At 69.1% G+C, this 26,254-nt stretch carries 27 protein-coding genes; 15 read left to right on the forward strand and 12 right to left on the reverse strand.

The window, feature by feature from the left end; genetic code table 11:
- Positions 1-64 precede the first annotated feature (64 nt).
- Complete coding sequence (locus tag E2F46_RS15145) at positions 65-454, forward strand: YciI family protein (protein WP_133323426.1); 390 nt, start codon at positions 65-67, stop codon at positions 452-454.
- A 25-nt stretch (positions 455-479) separates the two neighbouring features.
- Here E2F46_RS15145 and E2F46_RS15150 read toward each other — a convergent pair whose 3' ends face one another.
- On the reverse strand, positions 480-1,241 hold the full coding sequence (locus E2F46_RS15150; protein WP_133323427.1) for a hypothetical protein: 762 nt from the start codon (positions 1,239-1,241) through the stop codon (positions 480-482).
- Positions 1,242-1,376: 135 nt separating this feature from the next.
- Here E2F46_RS15150 and E2F46_RS15155 point away from each other — a divergent pair, with 135 nt between their 5' ends.
- Positions 1,377-2,102 carry a hypothetical protein gene (locus tag E2F46_RS15155; protein ID WP_133323428.1) on the forward strand — a complete coding sequence of 242 codons (726 nt, stop codon included), beginning with the start codon at positions 1,377-1,379 and terminating at the stop codon, positions 2,100-2,102.
- 54 nt (positions 2,103-2,156) lie between these two features.
- Positions 2,157-3,398, forward strand: coding sequence for a serine hydrolase domain-containing protein (locus E2F46_RS15160; RefSeq protein ID WP_133323429.1), 1,242 nt, complete (start codon positions 2,157-2,159; stop codon positions 3,396-3,398).
- 277 nt (positions 3,399-3,675) lie between these two features.
- On the opposite strand, the gene E2F46_RS15165 is transcribed toward E2F46_RS15160, so the two are convergent.
- The gene (locus E2F46_RS15165) at positions 3,676-4,191 is read right to left on the reverse strand and encodes a PepSY domain-containing protein (RefSeq protein ID WP_243720462.1); all 516 of its coding nucleotides are present in this window, start codon (positions 4,189-4,191) and stop codon (positions 3,676-3,678) included.
- Between the two features lie 457 nt (positions 4,192-4,648).
- On the opposite strand from E2F46_RS15165, the gene E2F46_RS15170 reads away from it, so the two are divergent.
- Entirely contained in the window at positions 4,649-4,993 is a 345-nt protein-coding gene (locus tag E2F46_RS15170) for an RcnB family protein (protein ID WP_133323430.1), read from the forward strand.
- Positions 4,994-5,131: 138 nt separating this feature from the next.
- Here the strand turns inward: E2F46_RS15170 and E2F46_RS15175 are convergent, their stop codons facing one another.
- Positions 5,132-5,686 (reverse strand): NADPH-dependent FMN reductase, encoded by a 555-nt coding sequence (locus tag E2F46_RS15175; RefSeq protein WP_133323431.1) that lies wholly within the window; start codon positions 5,684-5,686, stop codon positions 5,132-5,134.
- A 108-nt stretch (positions 5,687-5,794) separates the two neighbouring features.
- Here E2F46_RS15175 and E2F46_RS15180 point away from each other — a divergent pair, with 108 nt between their 5' ends.
- Positions 5,795-6,415, forward strand: coding sequence for a DUF998 domain-containing protein (locus E2F46_RS15180; protein WP_165967497.1), 621 nt, complete (start codon positions 5,795-5,797; stop codon positions 6,413-6,415).
- A gap of 115 nt (positions 6,416-6,530) precedes the next feature.
- Positions 6,531-8,495, forward strand: a complete 1,965-nt coding sequence (locus E2F46_RS15185; protein WP_133323433.1) for a beta-propeller domain-containing protein — start codon at positions 6,531-6,533, stop codon at positions 8,493-8,495.
- Positions 8,496-8,795: 300 nt separating this feature from the next.
- On the opposite strand, the gene E2F46_RS15190 is transcribed toward E2F46_RS15185, so the two are convergent.
- Entirely contained in the window at positions 8,796-9,506 is a 711-nt protein-coding gene (locus E2F46_RS15190) for an outer membrane protein (RefSeq protein ID WP_133323434.1), read from the reverse strand.
- Between the two features lie 251 nt (positions 9,507-9,757).
- Here E2F46_RS15190 and E2F46_RS15195 point away from each other — a divergent pair, with 251 nt between their 5' ends.
- From E2F46_RS15195 to E2F46_RS15205, 3 genes are all read left to right on the forward strand, one after another.
- Positions 9,758-10,642 (forward strand): class I SAM-dependent methyltransferase, encoded by an 885-nt coding sequence (locus tag E2F46_RS15195; protein ID WP_133323435.1) that lies wholly within the window; start codon positions 9,758-9,760, stop codon positions 10,640-10,642.
- 106 nt (positions 10,643-10,748) lie between these two features.
- Complete coding sequence (locus E2F46_RS15200; RefSeq protein WP_133323436.1) at positions 10,749-11,525, forward strand: hypothetical protein; 777 nt, start codon at positions 10,749-10,751, stop codon at positions 11,523-11,525.
- A gap of 151 nt (positions 11,526-11,676) precedes the next feature.
- Positions 11,677-12,057, forward strand: coding sequence for a hypothetical protein (locus E2F46_RS15205; protein ID WP_207949608.1), 381 nt, complete (start codon positions 11,677-11,679; stop codon positions 12,055-12,057).
- A gap of 192 nt (positions 12,058-12,249) precedes the next feature.
- Here E2F46_RS15205 and E2F46_RS15210 read toward each other — a convergent pair whose 3' ends face one another.
- The gene (locus E2F46_RS15210; protein WP_133323437.1) at positions 12,250-12,981 is read right to left on the reverse strand and encodes a hypothetical protein; all 732 of its coding nucleotides are present in this window, start codon (positions 12,979-12,981) and stop codon (positions 12,250-12,252) included.
- 28 nt (positions 12,982-13,009) lie between these two features.
- On the reverse strand, positions 13,010-13,372 hold the full coding sequence (locus E2F46_RS15215; RefSeq protein ID WP_133323438.1) for a CPBP family intramembrane glutamic endopeptidase: 363 nt from the start codon (positions 13,370-13,372) through the stop codon (positions 13,010-13,012).
- Between the two features lie 277 nt (positions 13,373-13,649).
- Between E2F46_RS15215 and E2F46_RS15220 the strand changes: the two genes are divergently transcribed.
- Positions 13,650-13,871, forward strand: a complete 222-nt coding sequence (locus E2F46_RS15220; RefSeq protein WP_133323439.1) for a hypothetical protein — start codon at positions 13,650-13,652, stop codon at positions 13,869-13,871.
- 376 nt (positions 13,872-14,247) lie between these two features.
- On the opposite strand, the gene E2F46_RS15225 is transcribed toward E2F46_RS15220, so the two are convergent.
- A complete protein-coding gene (locus E2F46_RS15225; RefSeq protein ID WP_133323440.1) occupies positions 14,248-14,478 on the reverse strand; it encodes a hypothetical protein in 231 nt (76 codons plus the stop codon).
- A gap of 253 nt (positions 14,479-14,731) precedes the next feature.
- Here E2F46_RS15225 and E2F46_RS15230 point away from each other — a divergent pair, with 253 nt between their 5' ends.
- Positions 14,732-14,980: a hypothetical protein gene (locus E2F46_RS15230; RefSeq protein ID WP_133323441.1), complete on the forward strand. Its 249-nt coding sequence runs from the start codon at positions 14,732-14,734 to the stop codon at positions 14,978-14,980.
- A gap of 227 nt (positions 14,981-15,207) precedes the next feature.
- On the opposite strand, the gene E2F46_RS15235 is transcribed toward E2F46_RS15230, so the two are convergent.
- A complete protein-coding gene (locus tag E2F46_RS15235; protein ID WP_133323442.1) occupies positions 15,208-15,678 on the reverse strand; it encodes a hypothetical protein in 471 nt (156 codons plus the stop codon).
- Positions 15,679-15,976: 298 nt separating this feature from the next.
- Between E2F46_RS15235 and E2F46_RS15240 the strand changes: the two genes are divergently transcribed.
- Both E2F46_RS15240 and E2F46_RS15245 read left to right on the forward strand, forming a co-directional pair.
- Positions 15,977-16,525, forward strand: a complete 549-nt coding sequence (locus E2F46_RS15240) for a YaeQ family protein (protein WP_133323443.1) — start codon at positions 15,977-15,979, stop codon at positions 16,523-16,525.
- A gap of 124 nt (positions 16,526-16,649) precedes the next feature.
- On the forward strand, positions 16,650-17,588 hold the full coding sequence (locus E2F46_RS15245) for a GAF domain-containing protein (RefSeq protein WP_243720463.1): 939 nt from the start codon (positions 16,650-16,652) through the stop codon (positions 17,586-17,588).
- 54 nt (positions 17,589-17,642) lie between these two features.
- Here E2F46_RS15245 and E2F46_RS15250 read toward each other — a convergent pair whose 3' ends face one another.
- Positions 17,643-18,833: a hypothetical protein gene (locus E2F46_RS15250; protein ID WP_133323445.1), complete on the reverse strand. Its 1,191-nt coding sequence runs from the start codon at positions 18,831-18,833 to the stop codon at positions 17,643-17,645.
- 182 nt (positions 18,834-19,015) lie between these two features.
- Here E2F46_RS15250 and E2F46_RS15255 point away from each other — a divergent pair, with 182 nt between their 5' ends.
- Positions 19,016-20,584, forward strand: a complete 1,569-nt coding sequence (locus E2F46_RS15255) for an N-acyl-D-amino-acid deacylase family protein (protein ID WP_133323446.1) — start codon at positions 19,016-19,018, stop codon at positions 20,582-20,584.
- A 108-nt stretch (positions 20,585-20,692) separates the two neighbouring features.
- On the opposite strand, the gene E2F46_RS15260 is transcribed toward E2F46_RS15255, so the two are convergent.
- Positions 20,693-21,847 (reverse strand): MBL fold metallo-hydrolase, encoded by a 1,155-nt coding sequence (locus E2F46_RS15260; protein ID WP_133323447.1) that lies wholly within the window; start codon positions 21,845-21,847, stop codon positions 20,693-20,695.
- 82 nt (positions 21,848-21,929) lie between these two features.
- On the opposite strand from E2F46_RS15260, the gene E2F46_RS15265 reads away from it, so the two are divergent.
- Positions 21,930-22,544 (forward strand): TetR/AcrR family transcriptional regulator, encoded by a 615-nt coding sequence (locus tag E2F46_RS15265; protein ID WP_133323448.1) that lies wholly within the window; start codon positions 21,930-21,932, stop codon positions 22,542-22,544.
- Between the two features lie 199 nt (positions 22,545-22,743).
- On the opposite strand, the gene E2F46_RS15270 is transcribed toward E2F46_RS15265, so the two are convergent.
- On the reverse strand, positions 22,744-24,012 hold the full coding sequence (locus E2F46_RS15270; RefSeq protein WP_133323449.1) for a S41 family peptidase: 1,269 nt from the start codon (positions 24,010-24,012) through the stop codon (positions 22,744-22,746).
- Between the two features lie 163 nt (positions 24,013-24,175).
- Positions 24,176-25,606, reverse strand: coding sequence for a serine hydrolase domain-containing protein (locus tag E2F46_RS15275; RefSeq protein WP_165967498.1), 1,431 nt, complete (start codon positions 25,604-25,606; stop codon positions 24,176-24,178).
- Positions 25,607-26,254: the final 648 nt, after the last annotated feature.

The raw sequence follows: 26,254 nt of genomic DNA on the forward strand, positions 1-26,254 counted from the left end.
CCCCCTCGACCGCGGCGAAACCGACACCCCGCACGCCTGACTCCACCCAACGAAGGCCTTCCGCATGAAGTACCTGCTGCTGGTGTACACCGACGCCGAACTGCTCGACGCACTGCCCGAGGGCGAGTACGACGGCATGATGAAGCACTGCCTCGAACACGCCGACGAGCTTGCGGCCGAAGGCACCCTGCTGGGCTTCCAGCAGCTGCAGCCGGCGGCCACGGCCAAGGCGGTCCGCATCCGCGGCGACAAGGCCACGGTGTCCGACGGCCCGTTCGCCGAAACCAAGGAGCTGCTGGCCGGGTTCAACCTTGTCGAAGCCGACAGCCTGGAGCACGCGATCGAACTGGCCCGGCAGTTGCCGTGGGCGCGCACCGGCTGCATCGAAGTGCGCGCCCTGCGCGACGTGGACGCCGAGCGCCAGCGCGTCGGCGCGCTGAAACCAGCCGCCTGAGCGGCTGATCGCTGGCAGGGGCGCTTCAGTCCCGCTCGAGCGGATACACGCCCTGCACGGGACAGCCGCGTGCCAGCAACGGTGTCGGCAGGTCGACCACGCGCCGGAACCGGTCGCCGGCGAACTGTTCGATCGAGGCGGACACCGGCACCACCCGATCGCCGGGATTGCCGCAGATGGTGGTACTGCCGAGACTGGATTCCAGTCGCAGGCCCTCCGCCCGCACCAGGCCCGGACAAGTCCCGGTGAGTTCGACGCGATAACGGCGGTACCCGCCGGAACGCCGCGGCGACACCTCCACGACCAGGCCATCGCCATCCTCGTGCCAGCTGCGGACATGGCGGGCATCCAGGCAGAACGATGGGGATCCGCTGAAGCGCCGGCTGCGTGGTGCGGACACGGTGACATGATCGAGGTCGACACCACGCGCGAGCCTCGCCTGCCGCGCATGCCCGGCGAAGGTCTTCGCGTCGATCGCCTGCACGCCGGCGATCCTGCACAGCCCGGCTTCGCCCGCCCGCACCCGCTCGTCCGGATGCCCGCAGAGCCAGCCGCCATGCGTCAGCAACCGCAGCTCGCCACCGGTCGTGGCGGCCGGGCGCGCCTCGCCAAGGTCGACGCGGTAGCGGGAATCGTTCGCCAGCCTGAGCACCAACGTGCGCTCGTCGCTCTGCCACGATTCCTCGATGGCACGCGCATCGGCGCAATGGGGTGCCGGTGGCTCGCGGGACTCCGCGGCCAATGCCGCGGAAAGGAACACCACGCCCGCCAGGACCCGTCCACGCATCGGTGCCTCCATCGATTCGGGGCGAGCATAGCAACCGTCCGTGCATTGCGGCGGCGTCCGGTTTGCCTGCGCTGTCACGTTCCTGTCATCTAGTCCGCGCAAACGCCCGGGCCCCAGGTGACAGGCACGCGCGGCATGAGCGACATCCAGAGATTGGCCGACTGCCGACATCGCATCTCCGGCTGGCTCGTCGTCGTCGCCGCAACGCTGACGATCCTGCACATTGCCCTGCAGGCCATCCGCTTCATCGATGGCAACGATTACCTGTACGGCCTGACCCCGCTGTTCGATCTCGATGCCGAGGGCAACCTGCCGACGTTCTTCACGACGGTGCTGTTGCTCGCCTGCTGCGGGGTGCTTGCCATCGTGTCGGCCCATGCGCGCCGCCGGGGCGATGCCGACGCCACGCGATGGACCGTGCTGGCGGCCGGCTTCCTGTTCATGGCCATCGACGAGTTCGCGAAACTGCATGAACTGATGGACGCGCCCATGCAGGCGCTGATGGGCGACGAAGCCACGGGCTGGCTGCTGTATGCGTGGGTGGTGCCGTACGCGCTGGTGGTGCTGGCGCTGGGCGCGTGGTTCCTGCCATTCGTGCGGCGCCTGCCGCGCGACACCCGGCTCCGGTTCTGCGTCGCGGGCACGATCTACGTCGGCGCCGCGCTCGGCATCGAATTCCTGGAAGGTGCGCAAGCCGGACTGCATGGCGAAGACAGCCTGGGCTATGCCGTGCTCACCACCGTGCAGGAGGTGCTGGAGATGGCCGGCCTGATCCTGTTCCTCGACGCCCTGCTGCGCCACGTCCGCGCGCATGGGATCAGCCTCGCACCACCACCGGCCAGCCCGCGTCCCGCGCGCTGAGCCGTATCCCGCCTCGCGCGCTACCATCGCCCGGACCCGTTTCCGGAGACACGCATGCCTGCCCGCCCTGCCCTCCTGACGTGCCTTGCCGCGTGCCTCGCCACCTGCCTTTCCGTACAGGCATCGGAACCGGTCGCCACGGTCCGCGTCGCCTTCGATCGCGATGGCGTCGTGGACAGCCGCGCACACGGCCTTGCCGACATCGCAACTGCGCGTGCGGTGACGGTGGACGACCCCGTACGCATCGCCTCGGTGTCGAAACTCGTGGTCGCCATCGGCGTGCTGCGGCTGGTGGAGGACGGCACGCTCGATCTCGACGCCGACGTGTCCGACACGCTGGGCTGGCCGCTGCGCCACCCGCGCTGGCCGGACACGCCGATCACCCTGCGCATGCTGCTGTCGCACACGGCTTCGCTCACCGATCGCGCCGGCTACTGGCAGGTGCCGCTGGACGGTGAGTTCCGCGCGCTGCTGGACGATCCCCGCGCCTGGAACGACGGCCATGCGCCCGGCACGTACTGGCAGTACGCCAATGTCGGCTTCCCGCTGGTCGCGTCGGTGGTCGAGCGCGCCACGGGCGAACGCTTCGACCTGGCGATGCAGCGCCTGGTGCTGGCACCGCTGGGCATCGCCGGCTGCTTCAACTGGGCGTCATGCGACGACGCCACTGCCGCGCGTGCCGTGGTGCAGTACGACGCCGCGCGCAAGCCGGTGCTCGACGACCATGGAGGCAGTCGCCCGGCCTGCCCGGTGCGTCCGGCCGAAGACGGCAGCTGCGACCTTTCGACCTGGCAGGCAGGCCGCAACGGCGGCAGTTTCTCGCCGCAGGGCGGATTGCGCATTTCCGCAAGCGACCTGGCGAAGATCGGTCGGCTGCTGCTGGGCGATGGCGAAGTCGATGGCATGCGCGTGCTGTCGCCGGCGTCGATGCAGGCGCTGCTGCACGTCGAATGGACGTATGCGCCCGGCAACGGCACGCCTTACGAGGAAGACGAGCCGCACGACGCCGAAGGCAAGGCGTTCTACTGCCGCTACGGACTGTCGGTGCAGGTGCTGGCCAGCGCGCATCCGAACTGCGGCGACGACCCCTTCGGCGACGGCATCGCGCGCGTCGGCCATGCCGGCAACGCCTACGGCCTGCGCTCGGGACTGTGGGTCGATCGCGAGGCAGGTACCGGCGTGGCGTACTACGCGACCGGCATGGCCGAGGCGCCCGCCGGCACGCGCTCGGCATTCACCGCGATCGAGGAAGCGCTGGCGCGCGGCGAAGTGCAGCCGGGCGGCGCAGGCGAATGAAATCAGACGAATGAAAAAGGGCGCCGGTTGCCCGGCGCCCCGCACGCTCCGTCGTGCATCTCCTGATGGCCATGGCGACGCTCCGTGTCCCGCGGCCAACGCCCTTTCCTTCGGTGGCCTGCGTCCCTGCAGGCGGTTCCTGTCCGGCAGCCTCCCTGCCCATGGGCATCCATGCCCGCGCGTCGTCCCTGCCTGCCGGCAGTCCGTGCCGGTCCAATCGATCCTGTTCGTGGCGCGACTGGGCCGGCGTCAACCGGTCAGGTCGATCGCGCCTGGTTCAATCGCGGTCGATGCCGACGATCTCGCCGGTCGCCGGATCCATCTTCAGGTCGACTTCACCGCCGCCGGGGGCATTGGCATCGGCCGTCCACAGACCGTCGTCGAACTTGACGTCATGCACGTTAGTGTAGCCGGCAGCGGCCAGGCGGGCGCGGATGTCGGCTTCGCCCAGGTTGGTGGACGCATCTTCCGGATAGACCTGGCCGGTGCGCGGGTGGATGCGCACGTCCATGCGCTTGCCGTTGGCGTTGGTCGCATCCGCCTTCCACATGCCGTCGTCGAACTCGACGTCGTCGATCCGGGTATAGCCTTCTGCTTCCAGCGCAGCGCGGACCTGCGGAGCGGTCATCGCGTCCGGGGCCTGTGCCATGGCACCACCAGCGACTGCGCCGGCCAGCGCGAGGGCGAGAACCTGCGGGGCGAACAGCTTGCGTCGGATCATGTCTTGCTCCTTCTGGGTTGCGTCGTACGCGTTCGTATTCGGTATCAATTGCGCCTGGGCGTCGGCCGTCACACGTGATCAGTGATCGATCGGTGGCCTGCGCTCGGATGGAAACTCCCTTGCAGACAACCTTGCGCGATGCGCGCACCAGGACCGGATGCGGCGATCCTAGGCATCGGCGCGCAAGCCCCGGTGAAGATGGGCGGGAATGTCCCGGCTTCCGGATCGCCAGCTTCGGCGGGATTCATCGATGTCATCGTGAAGTGAACGCCGCAGCCGGGACGCCGCATCTAGTCATCAACACCGCCGTCGTCGACATCGCCGGAATCCGGGCGAACGACATGCTCGATCCCATTTGCGGGAAGGCACGCTGTTCACGCGCGCTGCAATAACGTCGTTCTTCGCAACGCCTCACGCCCACACCACCTGCGCTCACGTCGGATTCGATGGAAATGATCGAACGACTGACGATCCATCGATCCAGGTCGCCGCATCGATCGATCGCACTGGCCCACAAGGAGACCGCACGATGACCATTCGTATCGCAACGACCGCGATTTTCCTGTCCGCCGCACTGGCTTCCGCGCCAGTGCTGGCCGACCCGCCGCGCCACGCCCAGGGCAAAGGCCCGCCTGCACACGCCGGTGGACCGCATGGACGCCATGCCCCGCCCCCGGGCTGGCAGAAGCAGGCCTGGCGCCGTGGCGAACGCCTTCCGATGCGCGAGCTGGGAGATCGCTACTGGGTCGACGACTACCTGCGCTACCAGCTCAAGGCACCGCCACCCGGCCATCGCTGGGTGCGGCAGTCCGATTCACGGTACCTGCTGGTCGAAGCCGCCACCGGCTTGATCCTGGAGGCGCTGGTGCGCTGATCCTGCAGGACTGTGTGGTTCCAGTCCGTGCAACGGCGTTATCAGATCTGACCGCACGGCGGCGCGCCGGAAACTTGTCCGGCGCGCCGCGTCATTCAACAGCAGCAGTCCGCCGCGCCGCGCTTTGCCTGCGCAGATTCAATCCGCCTGAGCAAACGCTGCGAATCCAGCAATGAATTCGCCCAGCTGCCCACGCAGCTTGTCATCCACCAGCCGGCCATCGGCATCGAATGCGCCCCCGGCGCGCGACACCATCAGTCGTCCACCGAACCAGGGGGCAGTGCGCAGCGTGCGCAGCACCGGCCACCACGCATCCTGCGCGAGCACCGTGCCGAAGCCGCCCGGCGAAGCACCGACCACCGCCACCGGCTTGCCGCCGAACGTGTCCGCGATGTCCGACGACGGCCGCGACAGCCAGTCGATCGCATTCTTGAACACGCCGGGGATGCCGTTGTTGTATTCCGGCGTCGCCAGCACGATGCCATCGGCCGCGCGCCAGCGCGCCTTCAGTGCCTGCACCGCGCCGGGAATGCCGGACGCCGCTTCGGCATCGCCGTCGTACAGCGGGATGCCGTGGAGCGTGGCCACGTCGAAAGCCACGCCCTCGGGCGCGAGCGCCGTGGCGGCCCGCAGCAGCGCGGTGTTGAGCGAGCCGGCGCGCAGGCTGCCGGAAATGCCAAGGAGCGTGGTCATGTGCGTGGACTCCGTCGTGGGACATGCGCCGGCATCGGGGACATGCGTGCATCGCGCCGGCACGACCATGCTACAAGGCCATCCCGCGTCCACGTTGACCCTGCGCACTTGACCCTTTCCATCGAACCCCGGCGACCCTTTCCCTGGCCCGTGCTGGCCGCGGCCGGCATCGCCTGCTTCCTCGCCGCGGCAATCGCGCTGCACCTGCTGCGGCCGGACCTGGATCCGGTGCACAGCCAGATGAGCCTGTACCTGATCGGCGCGCATGGCGCGTGGCTGCAGGCGGCCTACGTCGCACTCGGCATCGCCATGGTCGGACTGGCCTTCGGCGTGTACCGGTCGCTGGCCATCGAGGCACGCAGCGCGGTGCCGTTGCTGTGCTTCGTGCTGGGCAGCCTGTCCTTGTCCACGACGGCCTACGCGTGGATGGACCTGCCGGGCGTGGATGCCAGCTTCGAAGGCTGGCTGCATGGCATCACCGCGCAGGCGGCGTTCCTGTTCGCCACGACCGGCATCGTGCTGCAGGCGCTGCGCCTGCGCCGCGATCCGTCGTGGCGCACGCCTGCACGCTGGCTGCTGCCATGGGCGATCGCCTGCTTTGCAGCGGTGTGGGCGCTGGCGCTATGGCACGACGCCCCACGCGGGCTGGCGCAGAAAGCGGTGATCGCGTTGATCGTGGGCTGGCTGTCCGCGGTGACGCTGCTGCTGGAACGACGTCGATCGGGCTGAAGGCGAGGCGTCGCGTGTCTCGCGTTGCCGCCACCAACCCCGTTCCCGCCATCCGCCCGTTGGACATTGCACCATCCACCGACGGCCGGCCCACGGGTACGGCGAAGGAGCTGCCATGATCGTCCGCCCCGCCCTGCTGCTGGCGCTGTGCCTGGGCACCGCCGCCTGCGGTACGCCGCCTGCCGTCGAAGCCGCGCCGCCGCAACCGCACGACCACCTCATCCCCTTCGCCGACGAGGCCGAGTTCGACCGCCTGCTGGCGCAGTGGACCAAGCGTGCCGAGGACCTGCGACGCAAGCAGGAGCGCGAACGCCGGATGCAGGCCGCGATGCCCGCATCGGCACCGCCACCCCCGGCATCGCCGGCACCCGTGGCCATGGAAGCCGCCAGCATGTCGCTCGACAGCGTCGCGGTGACCGGCTCGCGGGTTGCCGAGGCCGAGGAATCGATCACCAACGTGCAGACCGCGGGCGTGGACGAGGGCGGCATCGTCAAGCGCCATGGCGACCACCTGGTCGTGCTGCGGCGCGGGCGCCTGTTCACCGTGCGCGTCGGCGGCGACCAGTTGCGACCCGTGTCCACGGTCGACGCCTTCGGTCCCGGCACCGATCCGGGCGGGGCGTGGTACGACGAGATGCTGGTCGGCGGCGACACCGTGGTCGTGGTCGGCTACAGCTACGCGCGCGGCGGTACCGAACTGGTGCTGTTCGACATCGCGCGCGACGGCACGCTGCGCTATCGTGACACCTACCACTTGCGCAGCAACGACTACTACTCCGCGCGCAACTACGCCAGCCGCCTGATCGGCGACACCCTGGTGTTCTACACCCCGATGCACTTCAACCCCTGGAACGTGGCGGGGCGCGACTTCATGCCGGCGATGCGGCGCTGGCATGCCGACGCCGCGCCCGGGGAGTTCCGCCGCATCCTGCCGGCCACGCAGATCTATCGCACCGATGACGAGGTCGATCCATTCAACGGCGGCATCGCGCTGCATACGGTGACCCGCTGCGACCTGTCCGCGCGCGAGCTGGACTGCACCTCGACCGCCGTGCTCGGGCCGGCAGGGCGTGTGTTCTATGTGTCCACCGATTCGGTCTTCGTGTGGACCACGCAGTACGACCGCAGCGCATCGACCAATCGTTCGGCGGTGTTCCGCATCCCGCTGGGCGATGCGCCGCCGACGGCGCTGAAGACGCGCGGCGTGCCGGTCGACCAGCTGTCGTTCCTGCACGACGGCGAACACCTGAACGTGCTGTTGACCGAAGCCGGACGCGGCGAGGCCATGTGGGGCGACGACACCGCCGCAGGCTCGCTCGCACTGCTTCGCGTGCCGCTGGACCGCTTCGGCGACGGCAGCGGCCATGCGCCGAGCAGCGCATACCGCGTGCTGCCGGGCGATGCCAACGGCAGCCTGCAGAACCGCTACATCGGCGGCTGGCTGCTGTACGGCAACGCGCCGCATCGCTGGCGCAACGGCGGTGACGGCAAGTCGGGCTCGGTCGCCTATGCCCTGCGCTTCGCCGAGGACGATGCCGTCCAGGCGCTGGCGCTGGGCCATGGCGCGGAACGCATCGAAGCGATGGGCCAGCACGCCATCCTCGTCGGCAGCGCCGGGCCGGACCTGCACTTCACCAGCGTCAAGCTGGAAGCGGGACGCGCCACCACCGGCAGCGTGCATGTGCAGCCCAATGCCGCGCAGGGCGAAAGCCGCACGCACGGGTTCTTCTACCGCGCCGACAGCGCGCAACAGGGCATCGTCGGCCTGCCGGTCGTGGGCCAGCGCCGGGGCAACACGATGCAGCGCTACCTCGACCAGACCGCCGCCGTGGTCTACCTGCGCAACCGGGACCTGCGCCTGGCCGGCATGGGGCAGCTGTCGGCCGATGCCGACCGCGCCGTCGACGACCAGTGCAAGGCCAGCTGCGTGGACTGGTACGGCAACGCGCGGCCGATCTTCATCGGCGAGCGCGTGTTCGCGCTGATGGGCTACGAGCTGGTGGAAGGCCGCGTGGCCAACGAACGCATCGTCGAGCGGCGGCGGACCAACTTCGCGCCCGCGCTGAAGGTCAGCGAGTGACGTTGATGGTGAAGGCTCGAACACGCTTTGCCCCCTCCCCCGTTCACGGGGGAGGGCTGGGGTGGGGGCGCTCTTGCCCCGCAACCCAGCGCCCCCACGTTCGGCGTCACGTGTTCAACCGTCGCCATCCCCGCGCAAGCCCGGACCCAGCGCCCTGGGTCACAGGCCAACGGCGGGCAACTGCGGATGACGTGGGGCGGGCGATCCTCCAGAACAGAAATCGCCGCCACTCCCAGCACGGGAATGGCGGCGATCCAGGCGACGCCTCAGTGCGTCGCCAAGCGGGTCAACGCATTGCGATCAGAATGCGTACTCGGCGCTCAGGCCCACCAGCGCGGTGGAGCGCTTGGGGCCGTCGACCTCGACCCCGCTGCCTTCGTCCACCAGGGTGCCCGCCTTGGCGCGGTAGTAGTCGTAGTGCAAGCCCACGCTGAGGTTCTCGTTGGCTTGCCAGCCGGTGCCCACGCCGGCGTACCAGCTGTTGCGGCCACTGGTACGGCCACTGCGGATGCCCAGCTCTTCGCCGATGGTGTTGTAGTAGTCGCGGCTGTTGTCCGAGGCGCGGAAGTAGCCGCCACGCATGCCTACGTACCACGCCGGGTTGACGTTCCAGCGGGCATTGGCGCCGGCGGTCCAGCCGCGCAGCGCATCGGTGCGCTCGGTCTGGTCCACGTCGTCGCTGTTGAACACGTTGCGCACGCGGAAGTTGCCCAGGTCGGTGTAACCCACTTCGGCACCCAGGCCCCAGCTGTCGCTGAGCTTCCAGCGGTAGCCGGTATTCACGCCGTAACCGGTCTGGCGGCCACGGTTGCTCTCGAGGAAGTTGAAGTTGCCGGTGCCAAACCGGCCGGCGGTGCCGCCATCGGTGCGGCCGACGTTGCCGCTGATGAACCAGGCACCTTCGCCCACCTGCTGCGAGGGACGATAGTTGTCGCCGGCGGTGGACTGAGCGAATGCGGCGGGGGCGAACAAGGCCGCAACCAGCGCGGCAGGAAGTGCAAGCTTGTGCATGGAGATCTCCTTGGTCTCTTCAGTCTTCGGCGGGCCGATGTTCCGGACCCGCCTGCGTCCTGCCTGCTGCACCCGGACGCAATGCATGCAGCGGCATTGCGGCGCATTAGGGACAGGCCAGACTGAAGCGGAGAAAAACCTTCATGCCACCTCCACGCGGATGCACGCCTTCGGTTCAACATGCGTTCAAGGCCCTGAACCGATCCGCCGTCCGCACGTTACGATGACGCACCTTCCATCGCCTTCCGCGCATGTCGTATCCGGGCCCGCTGCTGACACGCGACACGCAAGACGCGCTGCTGCATGCGCGCGATTCCGGCGCCACCGCGTGGCAGGGCTCGCTTGATCTCGGCCTTACCACCGCGCAAGTCGAACTGGCGCGTGATCGCTGGCACTGGAACGGCAACGCCTATCCCTATCCGCACGCGCTGAAGGACCGCACCCTGTACTACTGGGATGGCGAAGCCTTCGTGCCGGTGTCGCGCTACGGCCGCGCGCTGTACAAGCTGGTACCCACCGAATGGGGCGCGCCGACGTTCGAGATCGACGGCATCAAGATGCTGCCGACCGCGAGGGTGTCGCCGTTCGAGGACGCGCGCAGCAAGGTGGCGCTGTTGGCACCGCGCGGCAAACGCGTGCTGGATACCTGCGGCGGACTGGGCTACTTCGCCGCCTGCTGCCTGCAGGCTGGCGTGGCACACGTGCAGTCGTTCGAGAAGAGCGGGGACGTGCTGTGGTTGCGTACCCTGAACCCATGGTCGCCGGATCCGGGTTCGCAAGACGCCCATGCTCGCTTCACGATCACGCATGGTGACGTGGCGAACGCCATCGAGTCGCTGCCATCGGCCTCGTTCGACGCCATCCTCCACGACCCGCCCCGCTTCGGCATCGCCGGCGAGCTGTACTCGCAGGTCTTCTACGACCAGCTTGCGCGCGTGCTGAAACGCGGTGGCGCGTTGTTCCACTACACCGGCAGCCCCAACAAGCTCACCACCGGCCGCGACGTGCCTCGGGAAGTGTCGAGACGACTCGAGAAGGCCGGGTTCAAGACGCGCCTGGCGCTGGATGGCGTGCTGGCAACACGCATCCATGCACGCACCCCGGGCGCAACATTGTCCAGGATCGGGCCGCGGTAGGCCGACGCTGCGGGATGCACTGACGCCCCGCCTGCTTTCACGCCACGCTAGCGCGGCCAACGCGACAGTCGCGCCGCCAAGCCACGCCACCAACGGGGAAACCGCCATGCGCCTGCTCGTCCTGCTTGCCGCCATCGCCATGCCGCTGGTGGCTTGGCTGTCCAACACCGGCACCTTCGGGCCGGACAACGGCACCATTTCCGATCGCTACCCCACCTTGCTGGTGGCCGCCGGCTATGCGTTCTCGATCTGGGGGCTGATCTTCCTGCTCGACCTGGCCTACGCCGCCTGGCAGACGACCGGGGAACGCAAGCGCGATGCGACCCTTGGGCGCGTCGCGCCCTGGGCCGCCGCCGGGTTCGCGCTGACCACGATCTGGATGCCGCTGTTCTCGCTGGAACAGTTCTGGCTGTGCCTGCTGGTGATCTTCGGTGCGATGGCGTGTTTGGTGCGCTGCGCGTGGCTGCTGTCGAACGACGCTGCGCCGGTCGCGGGGCAGCGCCTCTGGGCGTGGGCACCGCTGTCGCTGCATGCCGGCTGGCTGTCGCTGGCGGCGTTCCTCAACCTGGCGCAGGTGGTGGTGGCGTACGAGCTGCTGTCCACCGCGCAACAGTTGCCGTGGAGCCTGGTGCTGTTCGCGCTGGCCGCAGCGGCGCTGCTGGTGGTCAACCAGCGGATGCGCGGCAACGTGGTGTACGTGGCCGCCGCACTGTGGGCACTCGCCGCGGTGTACGTGAAGCAGTCCAGCCATGCGCTGGAAGGCGCGCAGGTGGCGGCCTGGGTGGCGCTGGGCATCGCAGCGGTGCTGGCCGTGCAGACGCTCGTGCTGCGCTTCGCGCCTTCGAAGCGTGGTCTGGCAGGCGGCCGCCGCACCGCTGGCTGACGCTGCGCGCTGGCGGGATCCTCGATCCGGATCGTCGATCTGAAACGCGGCGCACGGGTTCCGGACCGCGCGCCCGGACGATGGGTCCCCGCCCCCTGCCGCGCGGCCATGGCGACGCGGCGGCCCTTCCGATGTTCCAGGAGATCCAACGATGCGCCCCAGTCGAATGCTGTTTGTCGTTGCCGTTGCCGTCGCCTGCCCCGCCTTCGCCCAGACCGCCGCCGATGTCGAAGATCTCGTCGGCGCGCGTGCCGCCGGTGGCGAAGCCCAGCTGCTTTCCCGCGGCTATGAACTCCGCCAGAGCAACACCGTGCGCGACCAGAGCTTCACCTTCTGGTGGAACGAACGCACTGGCCGCCGCATCTCCGTGTCCACCGTCGAGGGGCGCTATGCCGCCATCATCGGCGTGCCATCCGGCAACTGCGCGGCGTCGCCCGAAGTGACCGCCCACCCGACCGGGCATGGTGCCGCCGATCCATTCCGGCGGCCACAACGGCTGGTGGGATTTCGACAGCCTGTCGGTCACGCCTGACCGCATCACCGCCAGCGACCGGCTCAACGGCATGAACCGCCCCCAGGTCACGGTGGATCGACGTTCGGGTCGCACCGATATCCGCGCGGCCACCAACTTCAGTGGCCACAGCGACATCGGCAACTATGGCGGTGGCGCGCGCCGGTTCTGAACCACGCGTCCCGTGGCAGGTGTCGCCGCCACGGCACCCGCTCAGCGGATTTCCGGATCCTCTGGTGCGTCGTTGCGTGCCGCCGCCTCCGACACATCGGCGTGTCGCGTGTGCGACAACGCATGTCCCACCAGCGCATTCACCACCGACCCCACCAGCAGCACCAGGGTGCCGAACACCAGCGCATGCCACCACGTGGAGTGCGTGCGCGCGCGGATCCAGTCCACCTGCACCAGCCAGAGCCAGAGGCCACCCGCCAGGGTCAGGCTTCCCCCCACCACCAGCCAACGTTCCCCCATCAGCATCAATGAGCCGCTGATCGACAGTACCAGCGCGAACGGCGCCACCAGATAGCACTGTTCGTAGAAGGGGCGGCGCAGGGTCGTCCTGCCGATCGACACGCCGGTGCGCCACAGGAAGCACGCCGCGCCCGCCATCGCCCACACGCCGAAGGCGATGGTGCGGTAGAGCAGCAGGTTCTGTTCCGAGGCCAGCAGCACGCTGGCCAACGTGCCCGGCGCGGCAGGTGCCTGGGCGCGAATGGCCAGGTCGATGAAGTGCGCGACCAGCACGCACAGGATCAGCAGCAGCGGCGGGCTGATCGCGTCGTCGAAACGGCCTTCGCCGCCGTCGCCAAGCTCGGTCGCGGCGTAACGCGTCATCCTGCGCGGATGCAGCACGATCCGCAGCAAGGTGCGCGGCAGCAACAACAGCCAGGTCAAGGCCTCGTAGACGAACTCCTCGAACGACTTGAGGATCTTCAGGAAATCCATCGCACCCTTCCGTCGCGCTGCAGGCAGGTCAACCGATGCCGGTGCGCGACATGCCGACCGCGATCGCCATCAAGGTCCAGTCGTCCACCACGTGCGCCAGCGTGCTGGCCCAAAGGTTGCGCGTCAACAGGTACACGCCGGTCAGGACCAGCCGTGCCGCGCCGATCACCAGCAGCGCCTGGCCCGGGTGCCACAGGTAGGTGGGCAGGTGCAGCGCGCCGAACATCAACGCGGTGGCGATCCACGCGATCCCGATCGCCAGCCACGCCGACACGCCGGGGCGCCGCAGGGCGGCCACCAGCACCAGCATCGGCAGGATCGTCACCGGTTCCTCGCCCGGCAGTTGGACGGCCGACATCGCCAGCAGCTTCGTCAGTGCCGCTGGCGGCATCCCGGCCACCACGCCCAGCACCGGGTGGACACAAGTTCACGATTGCCGAGTACGAAGATCGCCACCAGCGCCGGCACGCCGACCACCAGCGGCACGCAAGCCGGCGCAACCAGCAAGTCACGCAGGCATGGTCGCCGGGGACAATGCGGTCCAAGCTTGTCCCACCGCGACGGCCAGGCCCAGCAGCCCCAGCGCGTTCACTTTGCGTAAGCGCGGACGTCACCCGGGGCTTACCCCGAATGCGCAAGCCTAGTGCCCCCCAACACAGGAATGCACCATGGCCATCGTCAAACTGCTCGCCGCTGGCGCCCTCGGCTATCTCGCCTATCGCACGCTGCAGGCACGACAGGCAAAGCGAGAGGCCTTGCTGGATACCGGCGTCCGCACTTCACCGCATGGCGATCCGCTGCTGGACCCGGAACTGGTGGGTGCACGCATCGAGGTTCCGCCCACGCCTGCGGCAGGCGCGCAATCGAGCCGCGGGTTCGGCGCGCCCTGAGCTCGCCAGGGTGGCCTCGAACGATCAGCGCCGGGTTGCCAGATCCGCATGGGCGGAAGCGCTGCTCCGGCAGCGTTGAGCGCTGGCCGGACCAGGGACGTCACGGCTTGACGGGGTGACGTCCATGGATCCCCGCGTTCGCGGGGATGACGGCGATTTTCCAGAGCCGCCCCATCGCCGGCCCTCTGCGCGCGTGCATCGACCATCGCTGGAGTTGGCGATTTGCACGGCCTGGGCGGGGCGGGAATGTCGCGCTTTCCCTGTTTTCCCTGTCAGATATTCGATCTGACAATGACAAGCGACAGGGTCCTGGACAACGGATTACGCGCAGCGTGGGGTAGGCACCGCGCAATCATTCGATGCATCCCGGTGGAAGTCAGCGCAACACGAACATCTCTTCGGCTTCGGCCACGTCGATCACCACGAACATCGACTCCGCGATGCTGCTCGCCGCGCGTCGCCACGCAGGCGAATCGCCCGTGGCCCTGGGCATGGCGCGCACGCGCATCGGCAGGCCATACGCATCCGTGGCGCATACAGGCGGCGAGGTGGTGTCGTCGACGGCCACGTAGGTGTCGTCGCCGCAGCGGTAAAGGGCATAGCTCATGGGGGATTTGCCTGGGGAATGCTGGAGATTGCGCCTGTACCTGGCCCTCGATGCCGCGCCGGGCCTCGAATGCACGATCAAGGACGTGGCCTGTTATACGCCCCGGGCGTGAAAGGCAGCGCGACGACCGCATGCGCATGAACAAGCTGAATCACGCGTCCGAGGATGAATGGCCTTCCCTCACGCGCACCATGCGACGCACGGGACTAGCGTGCAACGGCGGCGATGTGCCGCTTGAGCAGGAAGCACCCCCATGACACAGCAAGGCCAGCAACAGACGCCGCAGCAAGGTTCGCAAACGCACCTGCATGGCACGCCCAACCCGCAACAGGATCGACGCGACCAGGATCAGCGCGCGCAGAATCCCAACCCGGATGCACCGGGCCAGGACGAGCGCGATCCGGACGCGCCGGTGCGCGATCCGGGGCAGCAGGAGCCGAAGCGGCAGGATCCGGACCGCGGCAACCCACAGACCGACCGCCCGGACAACGACCAGCGCTGATCGCGCCAGGGTCGTGCACGCATGGACATGCCCCGCGAGGGGCATGTCTGTTCTGGCGCTGGCTCACGCGGGCGCCGAGATGCAGCACGGCGTGGAGCTGGCAGCAGGCACCGTGTCCTGCGCCGCGTCTTCCGCCGCATCACATCGTGCCGGTCACGGACGCGTGTCGCACCACCCCATCGCGCCAACGACGCCCGGCAAAGCCGCAGCATCCCCCAGGCCAGATCTCACGGCCCGCACTGCCAGCGGCCCTCGAACACGCGACTCGCGCCATCCGCGCGCTGGTAGGTCAGCGTGGCCGGTCGCGGCGGTGATTCGCCGCCGCCAATGGCCGCGTCGGTCACCGCAATGAGAATGGTCTTGCCCTGGCCCGTGAACGCGGGATCGTCGGTGATGCCGTTGAATCCACCTGGCGCGTACACCGGTTCGACGTAACCCGACACCTTCACCAGGCCCTGCGCCGGTTCGTCCGAGGCCACGATGCCTTTCGCGACCAGTAGCGGCATGGCGTCGCCGGCCGAGAAGCTGCACGCCAGTTCACCCTGCAGGTTGGCCGCGTCGATGTCGCTCGCGGTCAACGCATCCAGCCGGATCTCCGAACCATCACCGCCGATGGTGTCGCCCGCGGATGCGGGTGTCGGCGGTGTTTCGTCCGCACCCGCCACGGGTGGCTGGTGTCCGGTGCCATCGGGCGACACCTCCGCTCCCGGCGCGGGCGTTGGTTGCGGAGAGCATGCAGCCAGCAGTACGCCCGCGAGGACCGGAAGCGCAAGCGCGGTGATTGGCCGAAACGATGTGCGTGGAACGTGGGTGTGGCGGGTCATGGGCTGGCCTCATGCAAAGGCTGGATCGGAGGGACGTGCGTTCGCTCCCATCCTCGCCGCGCCCGCCTTCGCCTTGCGTGAACGTGGCCCCCACGACGCGACCGCTGCGCCATGCCCCGGCCCTGCCCCACGCATTCGCCTACAATCGCGCCTGCTTCCGACAGGCGCCGCCATGGCCCCGAATGCCACCATCTACCGGCTGGAGCTGCAGGTCAGCGACATGGACCGGCACTACTACGCCTCGCACAGCCTGACGCTGGCGCAACATCCGTCGGAAACGCCGGAACGGCTGATGGTGCGGCTGATGGCGTTCGCGCTGTATGCAGACGAGCGGCTGGAATTCGGCCGCGGCCTGAGCACCGGGGAAGACCCCGACCTGTGGCAGCGCGACTACACCGGCGACCCCCTGTTGTGGATCGACCTGGGCCAGCCGGACGAGAGCCGCATCCGCAAGGCGTGCGCGCGTGCGCGCCAGGTGGTCATCGTCACCTACAGCGGCAACAGCGCCGACATCTGGTGGGAGAAACAGGCCAACAGCCTGTCGCGGCTGAAGAACCTCACGGTGATCGACTTCACCCCGGACACCGTCGACCGCGCCGTCACCCTGCTCGCGCGCAGCATGCGCCTGACCGCGATGATCCAGGACGGTGAGCTGCAGCTCATGGATGGAGACCAGAGCGTGACCCTGCCGCACGCCACGCGGATGGCGGCTGCAGGCTGATTGCGCGGCGCCGGCGATCCCCCGCGGCGCGATGCCGCTTCCATGGCATCGATGGCGCCTCGCAAACCCTGCCTTGACACCGTGGTCGCCAGAATCGGGGCTTCCGACGCGACGGCAGATGCGCATGACAAAGACACCCGGTCCTGCTCTGGATGAAACCAAGCGCCAGCGCGCGCTCGACGGCTACCACGTGCTTGACAGCCTGCCCGATGCTGCGTACGACGACATCGTCAAGCTGGCCTCCACCGTGTGCGGCACGCCGACGGCACTGCTGACCCTCGTCGATCGCGACCGGCAGTGGTTCAAGGCACGCGTCGGGTTCGATACTCCGCAAACCAGCCGTGACATCGCAGTGTGCGACCACGCCATCCGCACGCCCGGCCAATTGCTCGAGATCGCGGATCTCTCGCAAGACGAACGGTTCGCCGCCAACCCCTACGTCAACGGCGAGCGCGGCGCGGCGCGCTTCTACGCCGGCATGCCCCTGGTCACGCCTGCAGGTGCCGCGATCGGCACCGTCTGCGTGGTCGACGACAGCCCGCGCGAACTCGCCGACGACCAGCGTGCGTCGCTCGAAGCGTTGGCCCGCATCACCATGGCGCTGCTGGAAGCCGGCGCGCGGCAACGCGAACGGGCGCACGAAGCCTTCATCGCCGATGCCGTGCCTGCGCCCATTGCCAAGGCTGCCCACGCGCCGACCTACCTGCTGGCGCTGGTGGAATTGCAGGACCTCGCCGGCACGGTTGCACGCCTGGGTGAGCGCGCGACCGAAAAACTGCTGCAAGCGCTGGACATCCGGCTGGAACAGGCGCTGCCCGACGGGCGTGGCGACGCGATCAACCGCAGCAGCGGCAGCGGCGAATACGTCGCGGTGCTGCACGGCGAAGACGCGGGGATGGCGCTGGATCGCCTGCAGGCCATCCTGGCGGAAGCCTCGCTGGTGCACGGCCTGCGCTTCCTGACCGGCGTGGCCGAAGGCAGCGCCGCCGAGCCCACCGCCGCCGTGTTCATGCGTGCGGATGCCGATCTGCTGGATCGCAAGGCTTCCGGCCACGGGCACTGACCCGGGTATCGAAGCTTGCGTGTCGATGCGCTACGCGCGTGGTCGCATGGCCGGTTACTGGAACCAGTCGGGCGCGGCCTGCGGCAGTTCCCCCGGCGGGAAAGGCGACGCGCTGTCGATGAGCACCACGCCCGCGCCCGGCTTCGCCGCCGCAGCCTCCACCCGCACGGCATCGGATGGCGTGCCGACGAAACGGATCACCACGCCAGCCATGGTCCCTGCCCGTTTCGATTGCAGGTAATCGACCAGGGCGTCCGCGACGGCTTCCGACGACGGCGACACCAGCAGGTAGGCCTCGGCGGCACGCAGGCGATTGTCCACGGACTCATCCAGGAACATCCGCATGCTATCCACGCTATCGAATCCAGCCACGCGACTGCCGGGTGGAGCCAGCACCAGTCCGCCATGGCGCAATCCGGTGGTGTCGTTGAGGCGCTCGCGCAACTCCACCATGTACGCACGCCATGCGTCGTGGTCCTGCCCCCGCGGAGGCAGCAACGGCTGGCTGCGCAGCTTGCGCTTGCCCTGCCAGCGGCGTTGCCGCTCGCCATCCTGCGCTTCCACGCGAGCCAACGCGTCGGTCCATGCGCGTCCCTCGTGCGGCAGGACGGTGCCATCGGCCAAGCGTACGCGCACCGGCACGGTGGATGGTCTTGCGTTGGGTTCGCGTGTCTTGTCCGGCACCACCACGCGCAATACCAGCGTCTGGTCCCCGTCGGCCAGCGCATGGGCGCCACCCCACCACAGCGAACTCACCGAGCGCGGCAACAATGCCACGTAGCCAGCGGGCAGGAAATCCGCGAGCGCCATCCTGCGCACCAGGGTGCCTGTCGCGTCGTACACCACGACCACGTTGTCGCCATACCCGGTCGAATGCCAGTTGTCGAAGGTGACCAGGTACCGTCCACCGTTCGCCACCAGTGCGCGCGTGGGCGCGACATCGTTGACCAGCGGCTGCGTCCAGACGTGCTGCCAGCGCGCGCCCTGTCGCCGTTCGAGCCGCGCCATGGGGCGCAACTGCTCGCTCCCCGCCCGTTGCCCCGCCGGTTCGGTGCCCTCCACCTTGTCACGGAAGTAGGACAGCGCACCTTCCAGCGGCCGCGGCGTGATGACCACGCGACTGTCGCCATCGCTGGATACATAGGTTTCCACCCGCGGCGGCGGCCAGGAGTCGGCTTGCGCCGGAACCACGCCTGCGAGGCACAGGGCCAAGGCCAGTGCGACCCGCTGCGTGAATGCGACCATCGTCTGCCCCCTTGTCGTTCGCGCAGTGTGCCAAGGCGGCGTGTGGCCGCCAATCGTCGTGTTGCCGGCCACTCCACCACAACCCGGCACCATGGACCAGCCTGCTCGGCCCGCAGGGACGGCTGCATCCACCCCTGCCCGCCGCCATACTGCAGGCCACTTGATGAAGGGAGGCTCGCCGCATGCATTGGTCACGACGCGAATTCCTGGCGGCGATGGCCGCGGGCACGGCCACGGCCTGCCTGCCGTTCGCGGGACGTGCCGAAGCGCCGCCCGGCCTGCTGATCCGCGACGTGCGCGTGGTGGACGGCACCGGTGCGGCGGCGCGCACGGCGGACGTGCTGGTGCGCGGCGACACCGTCCAGCGCATCGGCCGCATCAGCGCGCGGTCGGCACGTGGCGCACGCATCGTGGAAGGCGGCGGCCGGGTGCTGGCACCGGGCTTCATCGACCTGCACGTGCATGGCAATCCGCTGCGACAGTCCTACGCCAGCCATCTGGCGATGGGCGCGACCACGGTGGTCGTCGGGCAGGACGGCAGCAGTCCCTCCGCGGGCGAGGACGAAGCTGGCGACGTGCCTGCGTGGCTCGATGCCATGGCGCGCCATGCGCCCGACATCAACGTCGCCACCACCTCGGGCCACGGCAGCTTGCGTAGGCTGGCCGGGATCGACGACGGCACGCGCGACCCCTCGCCCGCGCAGCTCGAACGACTGGCCGCCTTGCTCGATGCCGACCTGGGCGCGGGATCGTTCGGCCTGTCGACGGGTCTCGAGTACGTGCCCGGCCGCTACGCCGCCACCGCGGAACTCGCCGCGCTGGGCCGCGTGGTGGCGCGCCACGACGCCGTGGCGATGAGCCACCTGCGCTCGGAAGACGACGATGCCGTGGAAGACGCCATCCGCGAACACATCGACGCCAGCCGCCCGGCGCGCACGCACATCTCCCACCTCAAGGTGGTGTACGGCAAGGGCGAGGCGCGCGCCGAACGCCTGCTGGCGGAACTGCAGCGCCATCGCGATGCCGGCGTGCCACTGACCGCAGACGCGTATCCCTACAGCGCCAGCTACACCGGCATCGGCATCGTGTTCCCGGAATGGGCGCTGCCGCCGAACGACTACGCACGGGTGCTGGCGACGCGTCGCGACGAACTGCGCCACGCGCTGGAGCAGCGCATGACCCGGCGCAACGGGCCCGATGCCCTGCTGTTCGGCACCGGCCCGCACGCCGGCAAGACGCTGGCGCAGGTGGCCGAAGCCACGGGCGAGGCATACGCCGACGTGCTGCTGGCGCTGGGCCCGCGCGGCGGCAATGCCGCGCACTTCGTGATGGACGATGCGCTGCAGGCGCGACTGATGCAGGATCCGTTCGTCGCCATCGCCAGCGACGGCTCGCCCGAGGGCCGCCACCCGCGCGGCCACGGCACGTTCGCCAAATGGATCGAGGACTTCGCCATGCGCGATGCGCGGGTGTCGATCGAGGAAGCCGTGCGCAAGGCCACCGGCCTGCCCGCATCCATCCTCGGCCTCACCGACCGCGGCGTGTTGCGCGAAGGCGCGAAAGCCGACCTGGTGCTGTTCGACCCCGCCCGCGTGCGCGCCCGGGCCGACTACGTCGATCCGTTCCAGCACGCGGAGGGCTTCGACCTGGTGGTGGTCAACGGCGTGCCTGCGTTCGAGCTCGGCGAGCGCGTGGGCGTGGCAGGGCGGTTGTTGCGGCATCGGGCGGAAGATGCCCGGCCATCGACCTGACATCGCCTCCCCCGAGGCGACCCACGACCCGCGTCGTCGCGGCACGCGACGTTGCATGCGCGACGAGGGCCGGCCTCGACGCTGGGCCTGCCCCGACGCTTCGACGCCTCAGTCCCGCCACCACGCCTGCGTGGGTTGCGGCGAAGCAAGATCGAACGGCTCGCCCATGCGCGGCGTCGCCAGCTCGATGCCGCGTTCGGTCGCCAGCGCGGACACGCGTTCGAAGGGATCGTCCCACGCGTGCATCGCCAGGTCGAAGGTACCGTTGTGGATCGGCAGCAGCACGCGCCCGCGCAGGTCGGTGTGCGCCTGCACGGTCTGTTCGGGAAGCATGTGCACGAAGGCCCAGCGCGAGTCGTAGGCGCCGGTTTCCAGCAGCGTCACGTCGAACGGGCCGAAGCGGCGGCCGATTTCGGCGAAGCCATCGAAGTAGCCGGTGTCGCCGCTGAAGAACAGACGCAGGCCTTCATCGCCTTCACCGGTCGGCGGATCGATGAGCACCCACGACGTCCACAAGGTGCGGTCGCGGTCGAACAGTCCGCGCCCGGAGAAATGCTGCGCAGGCGTGGCGACGATGCGCAGGCCACCGAGTTCCGTTTCCTGCCACCAGTCGAACTGGCGCACCTTCGCTTCGGGCACGCCCCAGGCGACCAGGCGATCGCCGACGCCCAACGGGGCGAGGAACACGTCGGTCTTGTCGGCCAGGCGCACCACCGCATCGCGGTCGAGGTGATCGTAGTGGTCGTGCGACAGCAGCACGCCGCGCAACGGCGGCAGTTCGTCCAGCGCGATCGGCGGCGCATGGAAGCGCTTCGGGCCCATCCACCGGAACGGCGACGCGCGTTCGGCGAACACCGGATCGGTGATCCAGAAGTCGCCACGCAGCTTGACCAGCAGCGTCGAATGGCCCAGCCGGAACAGGCTGCGATCCGGCGCCGCATCCAGCGCGGCGCGCGTCAGCGGCATCACCCTTGGCGGCGACGCGGGTACCGTGCCGGTCGGCTTGTTGAAAGTGAAGTCCCACATCACCCGCGCCATGTGGCCGATGCTTTCCGGGGGGCGCGGCGTGGCGTTGCGGAACCCGCCTGCGTCGGTGCTTTGCGGCGAGTCCGGATAACCGGTGAGGGGCGTGTTGGTACGGACGAACGACAACGTGCAGGCGCTCACGGCGAGGACTCCCAGGGCGAGGATCGAAACGGACAGGCGCCGCCATGCCTTGTGGCGGCGTGGGGCGGTGGGGACGGGGACGGGCGGTGTGGTCATGCGGGCAATCAGGCGGAAACTACACCGTGCAGTGTAACCACCATTTCCGGAAAGTAAACTGCCGGGTGTAAACTTGGCCCCGATGGCCCAGCCCGACACCCCCACCCGCCTGACCGACCGCAAGCGCGCCGCGATCCTGGCCGCCGCCGTGGCCGAATTCCGCGCGGCCGGATACGAGGCCACTAGCATGGACCGCATCGCCGCCAGTGCCGGCGTGTCCAAGCGCACCATCTACAACCACTTCCCCAGCAAGGAAGCGCTGTTCCTGCAGATCCTCGACACCATGATGTCGCGCGGTAGCCAGGCGCTGGACCTGCCCTACCGCGCCGACGCGCCCCTGCGCCCGCAACTGGTGGAACTGGTGCGGCGCAAGCTGCACCTGCTGCACGACCCCGACTTCGCCGACCTCGCCCGCATCGCCATCATCGCCGGCCTGCACCACCCGGAGCTGGCCCGCGAAATGATCGCCACCCTCGGCCAGCGCGAAGCCGGCTTCGCCGCCTGGATCCGCGCCGCCGCCGCCGACGGCAAGCTCAAGGCCCCCGACCCCGCCTTCGCCGCACAGCAGCTCGAATCGCTGGTCAAGGGCTTCGCCTTCTGGCCGCAGATCGCGATGGGGCAGCCGTTGCTGACGCAGGCGCGGGAGAAGGCGGTCGCGGATTCGGCGGTGGAGATGTTCCTGGCGTATTACGGGTAAGCAGAACCAGGGGCTGGCCAGCGCACACGGCTGCCTATCGAGGGTACGGAACGCGGCTCGGTCGGCGTGGGGGATGACCTGTCCGACGCGGCGTCACACGCCCACCCTGGCTGCATTCGGAAATCCCCCTGCGATGGGCATCCCCGCGGCGACGATACGGCTGTTGCGCCCATGCGCCGCGGGTGATGCCCTTGGCCACTCAATCGCGCGACGGCGCCGCGTCCGTGGCCACGCGCACATGCCGTGCCACCTGGCCGTTGGCCCACAGCAGTTCCAGCGCACGCACGGTGTCGCCGTCACGCTCGAAACGCACGCGCCGTGTGGGTTCGCCGTCGACGAAGAACACCGTGTCGGACAGCGGGCGCAGGCGGAGCGGCGGGCGACGGCCTTGCCGCAGTTGCAGGGCCGAATCGACGCGCTCGACCTGCACTGCACCGTAGTGGCCGACGAATGCCGACAGTACGTCCGTGTGCACGACGTCGGCGGGAGCCGCCAGTGCCTCCAGCGACCAGCGCACGTCATCGCCGGCCCCCGTGGCCAGCAGCGTTTCCAGCGCCTGCCGGGTGGCGACATCCAGCGCGCGCGCGCTGTCGACGACGACGTCCGGCTGCACGCCAACGCCTTCCCAGTTGCCACCGGTCAGCGGGCTGACCGGCGTGCCGTTCGACACGAACACGCTGTAGCCGTCCCCCACCGGGTACGGCCGGCCCGGGTTGGCGGCACCGGCGGTGGCTTCGCCCACCACCGTGGCGCGGCGGGCGTTCTGCAGCGTGTAGGCGAAGGCTTCGGCGGCCGAGCCGGTCCGTCCGCTGACCAGGACATACAGCGGCAACGCCGTGCGCGGGGCCGCGAACGGCTCGGCCGGCGCCTCGGATGCCGTGCCCGCACGCGAGTGGAAGGTGTTGTAGATGTCGCTGCCCGGGGCCACGAAGGCGCTGGCCAGGTACCCCACCATCGCCGGCGAGCCGCCGCCGTTGTCGCGCAGGTCGATCAGCAGCGCGTCGGCATGCGCCAGCAGCTGCAAGGCCGCCTCGATGGCGCGCCGCGCGGGCGCATCCGGCTCGCCGAATTCGAAGTCCGCGAACATGCGCAGGTCGAGATATCCCACGTTGCCCGGCAGCAGCTGCACCTGGCGGATGCCGAAATTGACGCGCGCCGCGTCCGGGCGCGGGCCAGGCCGCGGGCCCGCGTCCGCCCCGTCCTGCCAGCGCACGTTGAAGTGGCGGTCCCGTGGCTTGAGCACCTCGGTCAGGGCCGAGGCCAGCTCCTGCGGATGGACCAGCGCATCGAACTCGCCACGGGCTGCGGACCCACGCAGGCCATCGGCGATCTCGCGGCCGCGGGCCGGATCGAAGTACTCGCGCTCGATGGCATCGGCCACGCGACCGGCCACGGCACGTGGCTCCGCGGCGTGGACGGTCGCCGTGAGCAGGACACACAGCAGCAGGCTGGCGAAGATGCGGGGCATGGGGCGGTGCCAGGAGAGGGTGCTTGTAACGGGATGCGCGTGGAACGACAAACGTCGCAGGACGCCGCCATCCGCTCAGGTTTGCCGAACCGATGCGGCCCACGCCCGCGCCGCGCGTCCTCCGCGCACACCGACGCGCGCGGACGCGCCCCCGAACCGTCGTTTACCTCTCCGCAGCCGCCGTCGGCAGCGGCATGCGCAGCAGGTAGTAATCGACCAGGCGATTGGCGGCAGGCGGATCCACGTTCGCCAGGCCCACCACCACGATGCCGTGGTCGGGATACACGCGCAGGTCGCCGTTCATGCCCGGCGCGCCGCCGCCGTGGCCGAACATGCGCACGCCGTCCTGCGTGCGCGCCATGAAGCCATAGCCGTACCACGGGGTCTGGTTGCGCGTGGCCTCGGCCAGCATGTCCGGCGACAGCAAGGTGCCATCGAGCAGCGCACGCGCGAACGCCAGCAGGTCGCCTGCCGTGCTGTAGCCGCCACCGGCCGCGGTGCCGCGGTACGGCAAGGTGTCGGCGGCATCCACCCAGGCCCCGTCCTTGCGCATGTAGGCGATCGCGCGACCGGGCACGTCGACGTCCTCGGGCAACGATCCACTGCGCTGCATTCCGGCGGGCGCGAACACGTGCGTGTCGATGTAGTCGTAGTAGGACTGCCCGCTGGCGCGTTCGATGATCGCGCCCAGTAGCAGGAAGCCATGGTTGGAGTAGCGTTGCTCCGCGCCCGGTGCATGCGTGGGTGCGCGCGCACCGAACAGGCGCACGTAGTCGTCGTGCGTCTTCAGCGACAGGCGTTGCGCATCGAACTCGGGCCCGAAGAAATCACCGGTGCCGCCCGAGTGCGTCAGCAACTGCCGCACGGTCGCCTTCGCGACCTCCGCATTCGGATAACCGGGCAGGTACTCGCCGACCGTGCCGTCCAGCGAAAGCTTGCCCGCCTGCACCAGCTGCAGCGTGGCGACCGCAGTGAACATCTTGTTCATCGACCCGATGCGGAACCGGGTGTCCAGCGTGACCGGCGCATCCGCGGGCGCGCCGGCGCGATGCCATGCGCGGTGCAGCAGCACGTCGTCGCCGCTAGCGACCAGCAGCACGCCGGAGAAGCCATCGTCCGCCGCCTGCTCGTCGGCCCTCGCCACCAGCGCATCGATGGCGCCCTGCGCCGTCATGCGCGCCACGCGCAGGTCCTCGGGCGGATCGATGGTGCGGATCTCCAGCCGCGCCGGTTCGCCCGCCCTCACCTCCATCTGCATGCGCGCCACCGTGTCGGAGTCCATTTCCTGCAACAGCGCCAACGCCTTGCCCGGATCCGACGGCTCATGGCGCACCAGCCGGAACCCGCCCGTCTCGACGCGGAACCCCAGCATCCCGTCCACGTCCATGTCCGGCTTCCAGCGGTCGCGGAATGCCTCCAGCGGCGCGCGCTCGCCGGAATTGAACGCCGCCAGCCAGGCATCGAGCGCCTGTCGGGCGGGGTCGAGGGCAGCCTCGGCCACCGGTACGGGGCGGTCCGTCGGCGCGGGGGACGGTTGCGCCAGTAGCGTCAGAGGCAAGCAGCACGCGACGAGCAGGGAGACGGCGCGGGACATGGCGGGCACTCGGAAGGGAGTCGGAACCATCCAGATACATCCGAGGGGTGGCTCGTTGCAGCAAGGCAAGAAATTGAATCTGAGCCGGCTTCTGCCAGACCCCGCATCTGCTGCACTGCGTCACCGGTCTCAGCCTATGCTAGTGGCGCAATAAGGACGGGCATCGGGGTTATGTCCGAAATAAAAAGCAACTTTCGATCATGGCTCGGTCCGGTCCTGGCGTCGCTGCTCGCGCTGGCATGGTCGCTGCCGGCCATCGCAACCGATGTTTGGGTAAACACAAGCTCCGGCGTCTATCACTGTCCCGGCGGGCAGTACTACGGCAACACAAAACGTGGCCGGTACATGTCCGAGACCGATGCCGTACAACGCGGCTACCGAGCTGCCTATGGCCGCGCCTGTTCCGCTGCCGACGCTGCGGCTGCGCAGCGGCAAGTACTACAAGGCTTGTCGCCTCGCGGTCCTGAAGCAGCCTCCGGCACGCGCGTTTGGATCAATACCAGTTCCCGCGTCTACCACTGCCCCGGCACTCGCTACTACGGTGCAACTTCACGAGGGCGTTATGCCACCGAGGCAGAAGCGATATCAAGCGGAAACCGGCCTGCCTACGGATCGCGATGTAACTGATGGCGATAGGGTCGACCCCGA

This window comes from Luteimonas aestuarii (assembly GCF_004357985.1).
Classification (GTDB): Bacteria; Pseudomonadota; Gammaproteobacteria; order Xanthomonadales; family Xanthomonadaceae; genus Luteimonas; species Luteimonas aestuarii.

Bases quoted from the DNA above. Each gene is read 5' to 3' on its own strand.
- E2F46_RS15195 (WP_133323435.1), top strand. From the start codon at position 9,758: ATGTCGTATCCGGGCCCGCTGCTGACACGCGACACGCAAGACGCGCTG.
- E2F46_RS15245 (WP_243720463.1), top strand. From the start codon at position 16,650: ATGACAAAGACACCCGGTCCTGCTCTGGATGAAACCAAGCGCCAGCGC.
- E2F46_RS15260 (WP_133323447.1), bottom strand. From the start codon at position 21,847: ATGACCACACCGCCCGTCCCCGTCCCCACCGCCCCACGCCGCCACAAG.
- E2F46_RS15250 (WP_133323445.1), bottom strand. From the start codon at position 18,833: ATGGTCGCATTCACGCAGCGGGTCGCACTGGCCTTGGCCCTGTGCCTC.
- E2F46_RS15240 (WP_133323443.1), top strand. From the start codon at position 15,977: ATGGCCCCGAATGCCACCATCTACCGGCTGGAGCTGCAGGTCAGCGAC.
- E2F46_RS15170 (WP_133323430.1), top strand. From the start codon at position 4,649: ATGACCATTCGTATCGCAACGACCGCGATTTTCCTGTCCGCCGCACTG.
- E2F46_RS15205 (WP_207949608.1), top strand. From the start codon at position 11,677: ATGCGCCCCAGTCGAATGCTGTTTGTCGTTGCCGTTGCCGTCGCCTGC.
- E2F46_RS15230 (WP_133323441.1), top strand. From the start codon at position 14,732: ATGACACAGCAAGGCCAGCAACAGACGCCGCAGCAAGGTTCGCAAACG.
- E2F46_RS15210 (WP_133323437.1), bottom strand. From the start codon at position 12,981: ATGGATTTCCTGAAGATCCTCAAGTCGTTCGAGGAGTTCGTCTACGAG.
- E2F46_RS15185 (WP_133323433.1), top strand. From the start codon at position 6,531: ATGATCGTCCGCCCCGCCCTGCTGCTGGCGCTGTGCCTGGGCACCGCC.
- E2F46_RS15190 (WP_133323434.1), bottom strand. From the start codon at position 9,506: ATGCACAAGCTTGCACTTCCTGCCGCGCTGGTTGCGGCCTTGTTCGCC.
- E2F46_RS15265 (WP_133323448.1), top strand. From the start codon at position 21,930: ATGGCCCAGCCCGACACCCCCACCCGCCTGACCGACCGCAAGCGCGCC.
- E2F46_RS15275 (WP_165967498.1), bottom strand. From the start codon at position 25,606: ATGTCCCGCGCCGTCTCCCTGCTCGTCGCGTGCTGCTTGCCTCTGACG.
- E2F46_RS15160 (WP_133323429.1), top strand. From the start codon at position 2,157: ATGCCTGCCCGCCCTGCCCTCCTGACGTGCCTTGCCGCGTGCCTCGCC.
- E2F46_RS15145 (WP_133323426.1), top strand. From the start codon at position 65: ATGAAGTACCTGCTGCTGGTGTACACCGACGCCGAACTGCTCGACGCA.
- E2F46_RS15225 (WP_133323440.1), bottom strand. From the start codon at position 14,478: ATGAGCTATGCCCTTTACCGCTGCGGCGACGACACCTACGTGGCCGTC.
- E2F46_RS15255 (WP_133323446.1), top strand. From the start codon at position 19,016: ATGCATTGGTCACGACGCGAATTCCTGGCGGCGATGGCCGCGGGCACG.
- E2F46_RS15150 (WP_133323427.1), bottom strand. From the start codon at position 1,241: ATGCGTGGACGGGTCCTGGCGGGCGTGGTGTTCCTTTCCGCGGCATTG.
- E2F46_RS15175 (WP_133323431.1), bottom strand. From the start codon at position 5,686: ATGACCACGCTCCTTGGCATTTCCGGCAGCCTGCGCGCCGGCTCGCTC.
- E2F46_RS15220 (WP_133323439.1), top strand. From the start codon at position 13,650: ATGGCCATCGTCAAACTGCTCGCCGCTGGCGCCCTCGGCTATCTCGCC.
- E2F46_RS15155 (WP_133323428.1), top strand. From the start codon at position 1,377: ATGAGCGACATCCAGAGATTGGCCGACTGCCGACATCGCATCTCCGGC.
- E2F46_RS15270 (WP_133323449.1), bottom strand. From the start codon at position 24,012: ATGCCCCGCATCTTCGCCAGCCTGCTGCTGTGTGTCCTGCTCACGGCG.
- E2F46_RS15200 (WP_133323436.1), top strand. From the start codon at position 10,749: ATGCGCCTGCTCGTCCTGCTTGCCGCCATCGCCATGCCGCTGGTGGCT.
- E2F46_RS15215 (WP_133323438.1), bottom strand. From the start codon at position 13,372: ATGCCGCCAGCGGCACTGACGAAGCTGCTGGCGATGTCGGCCGTCCAA.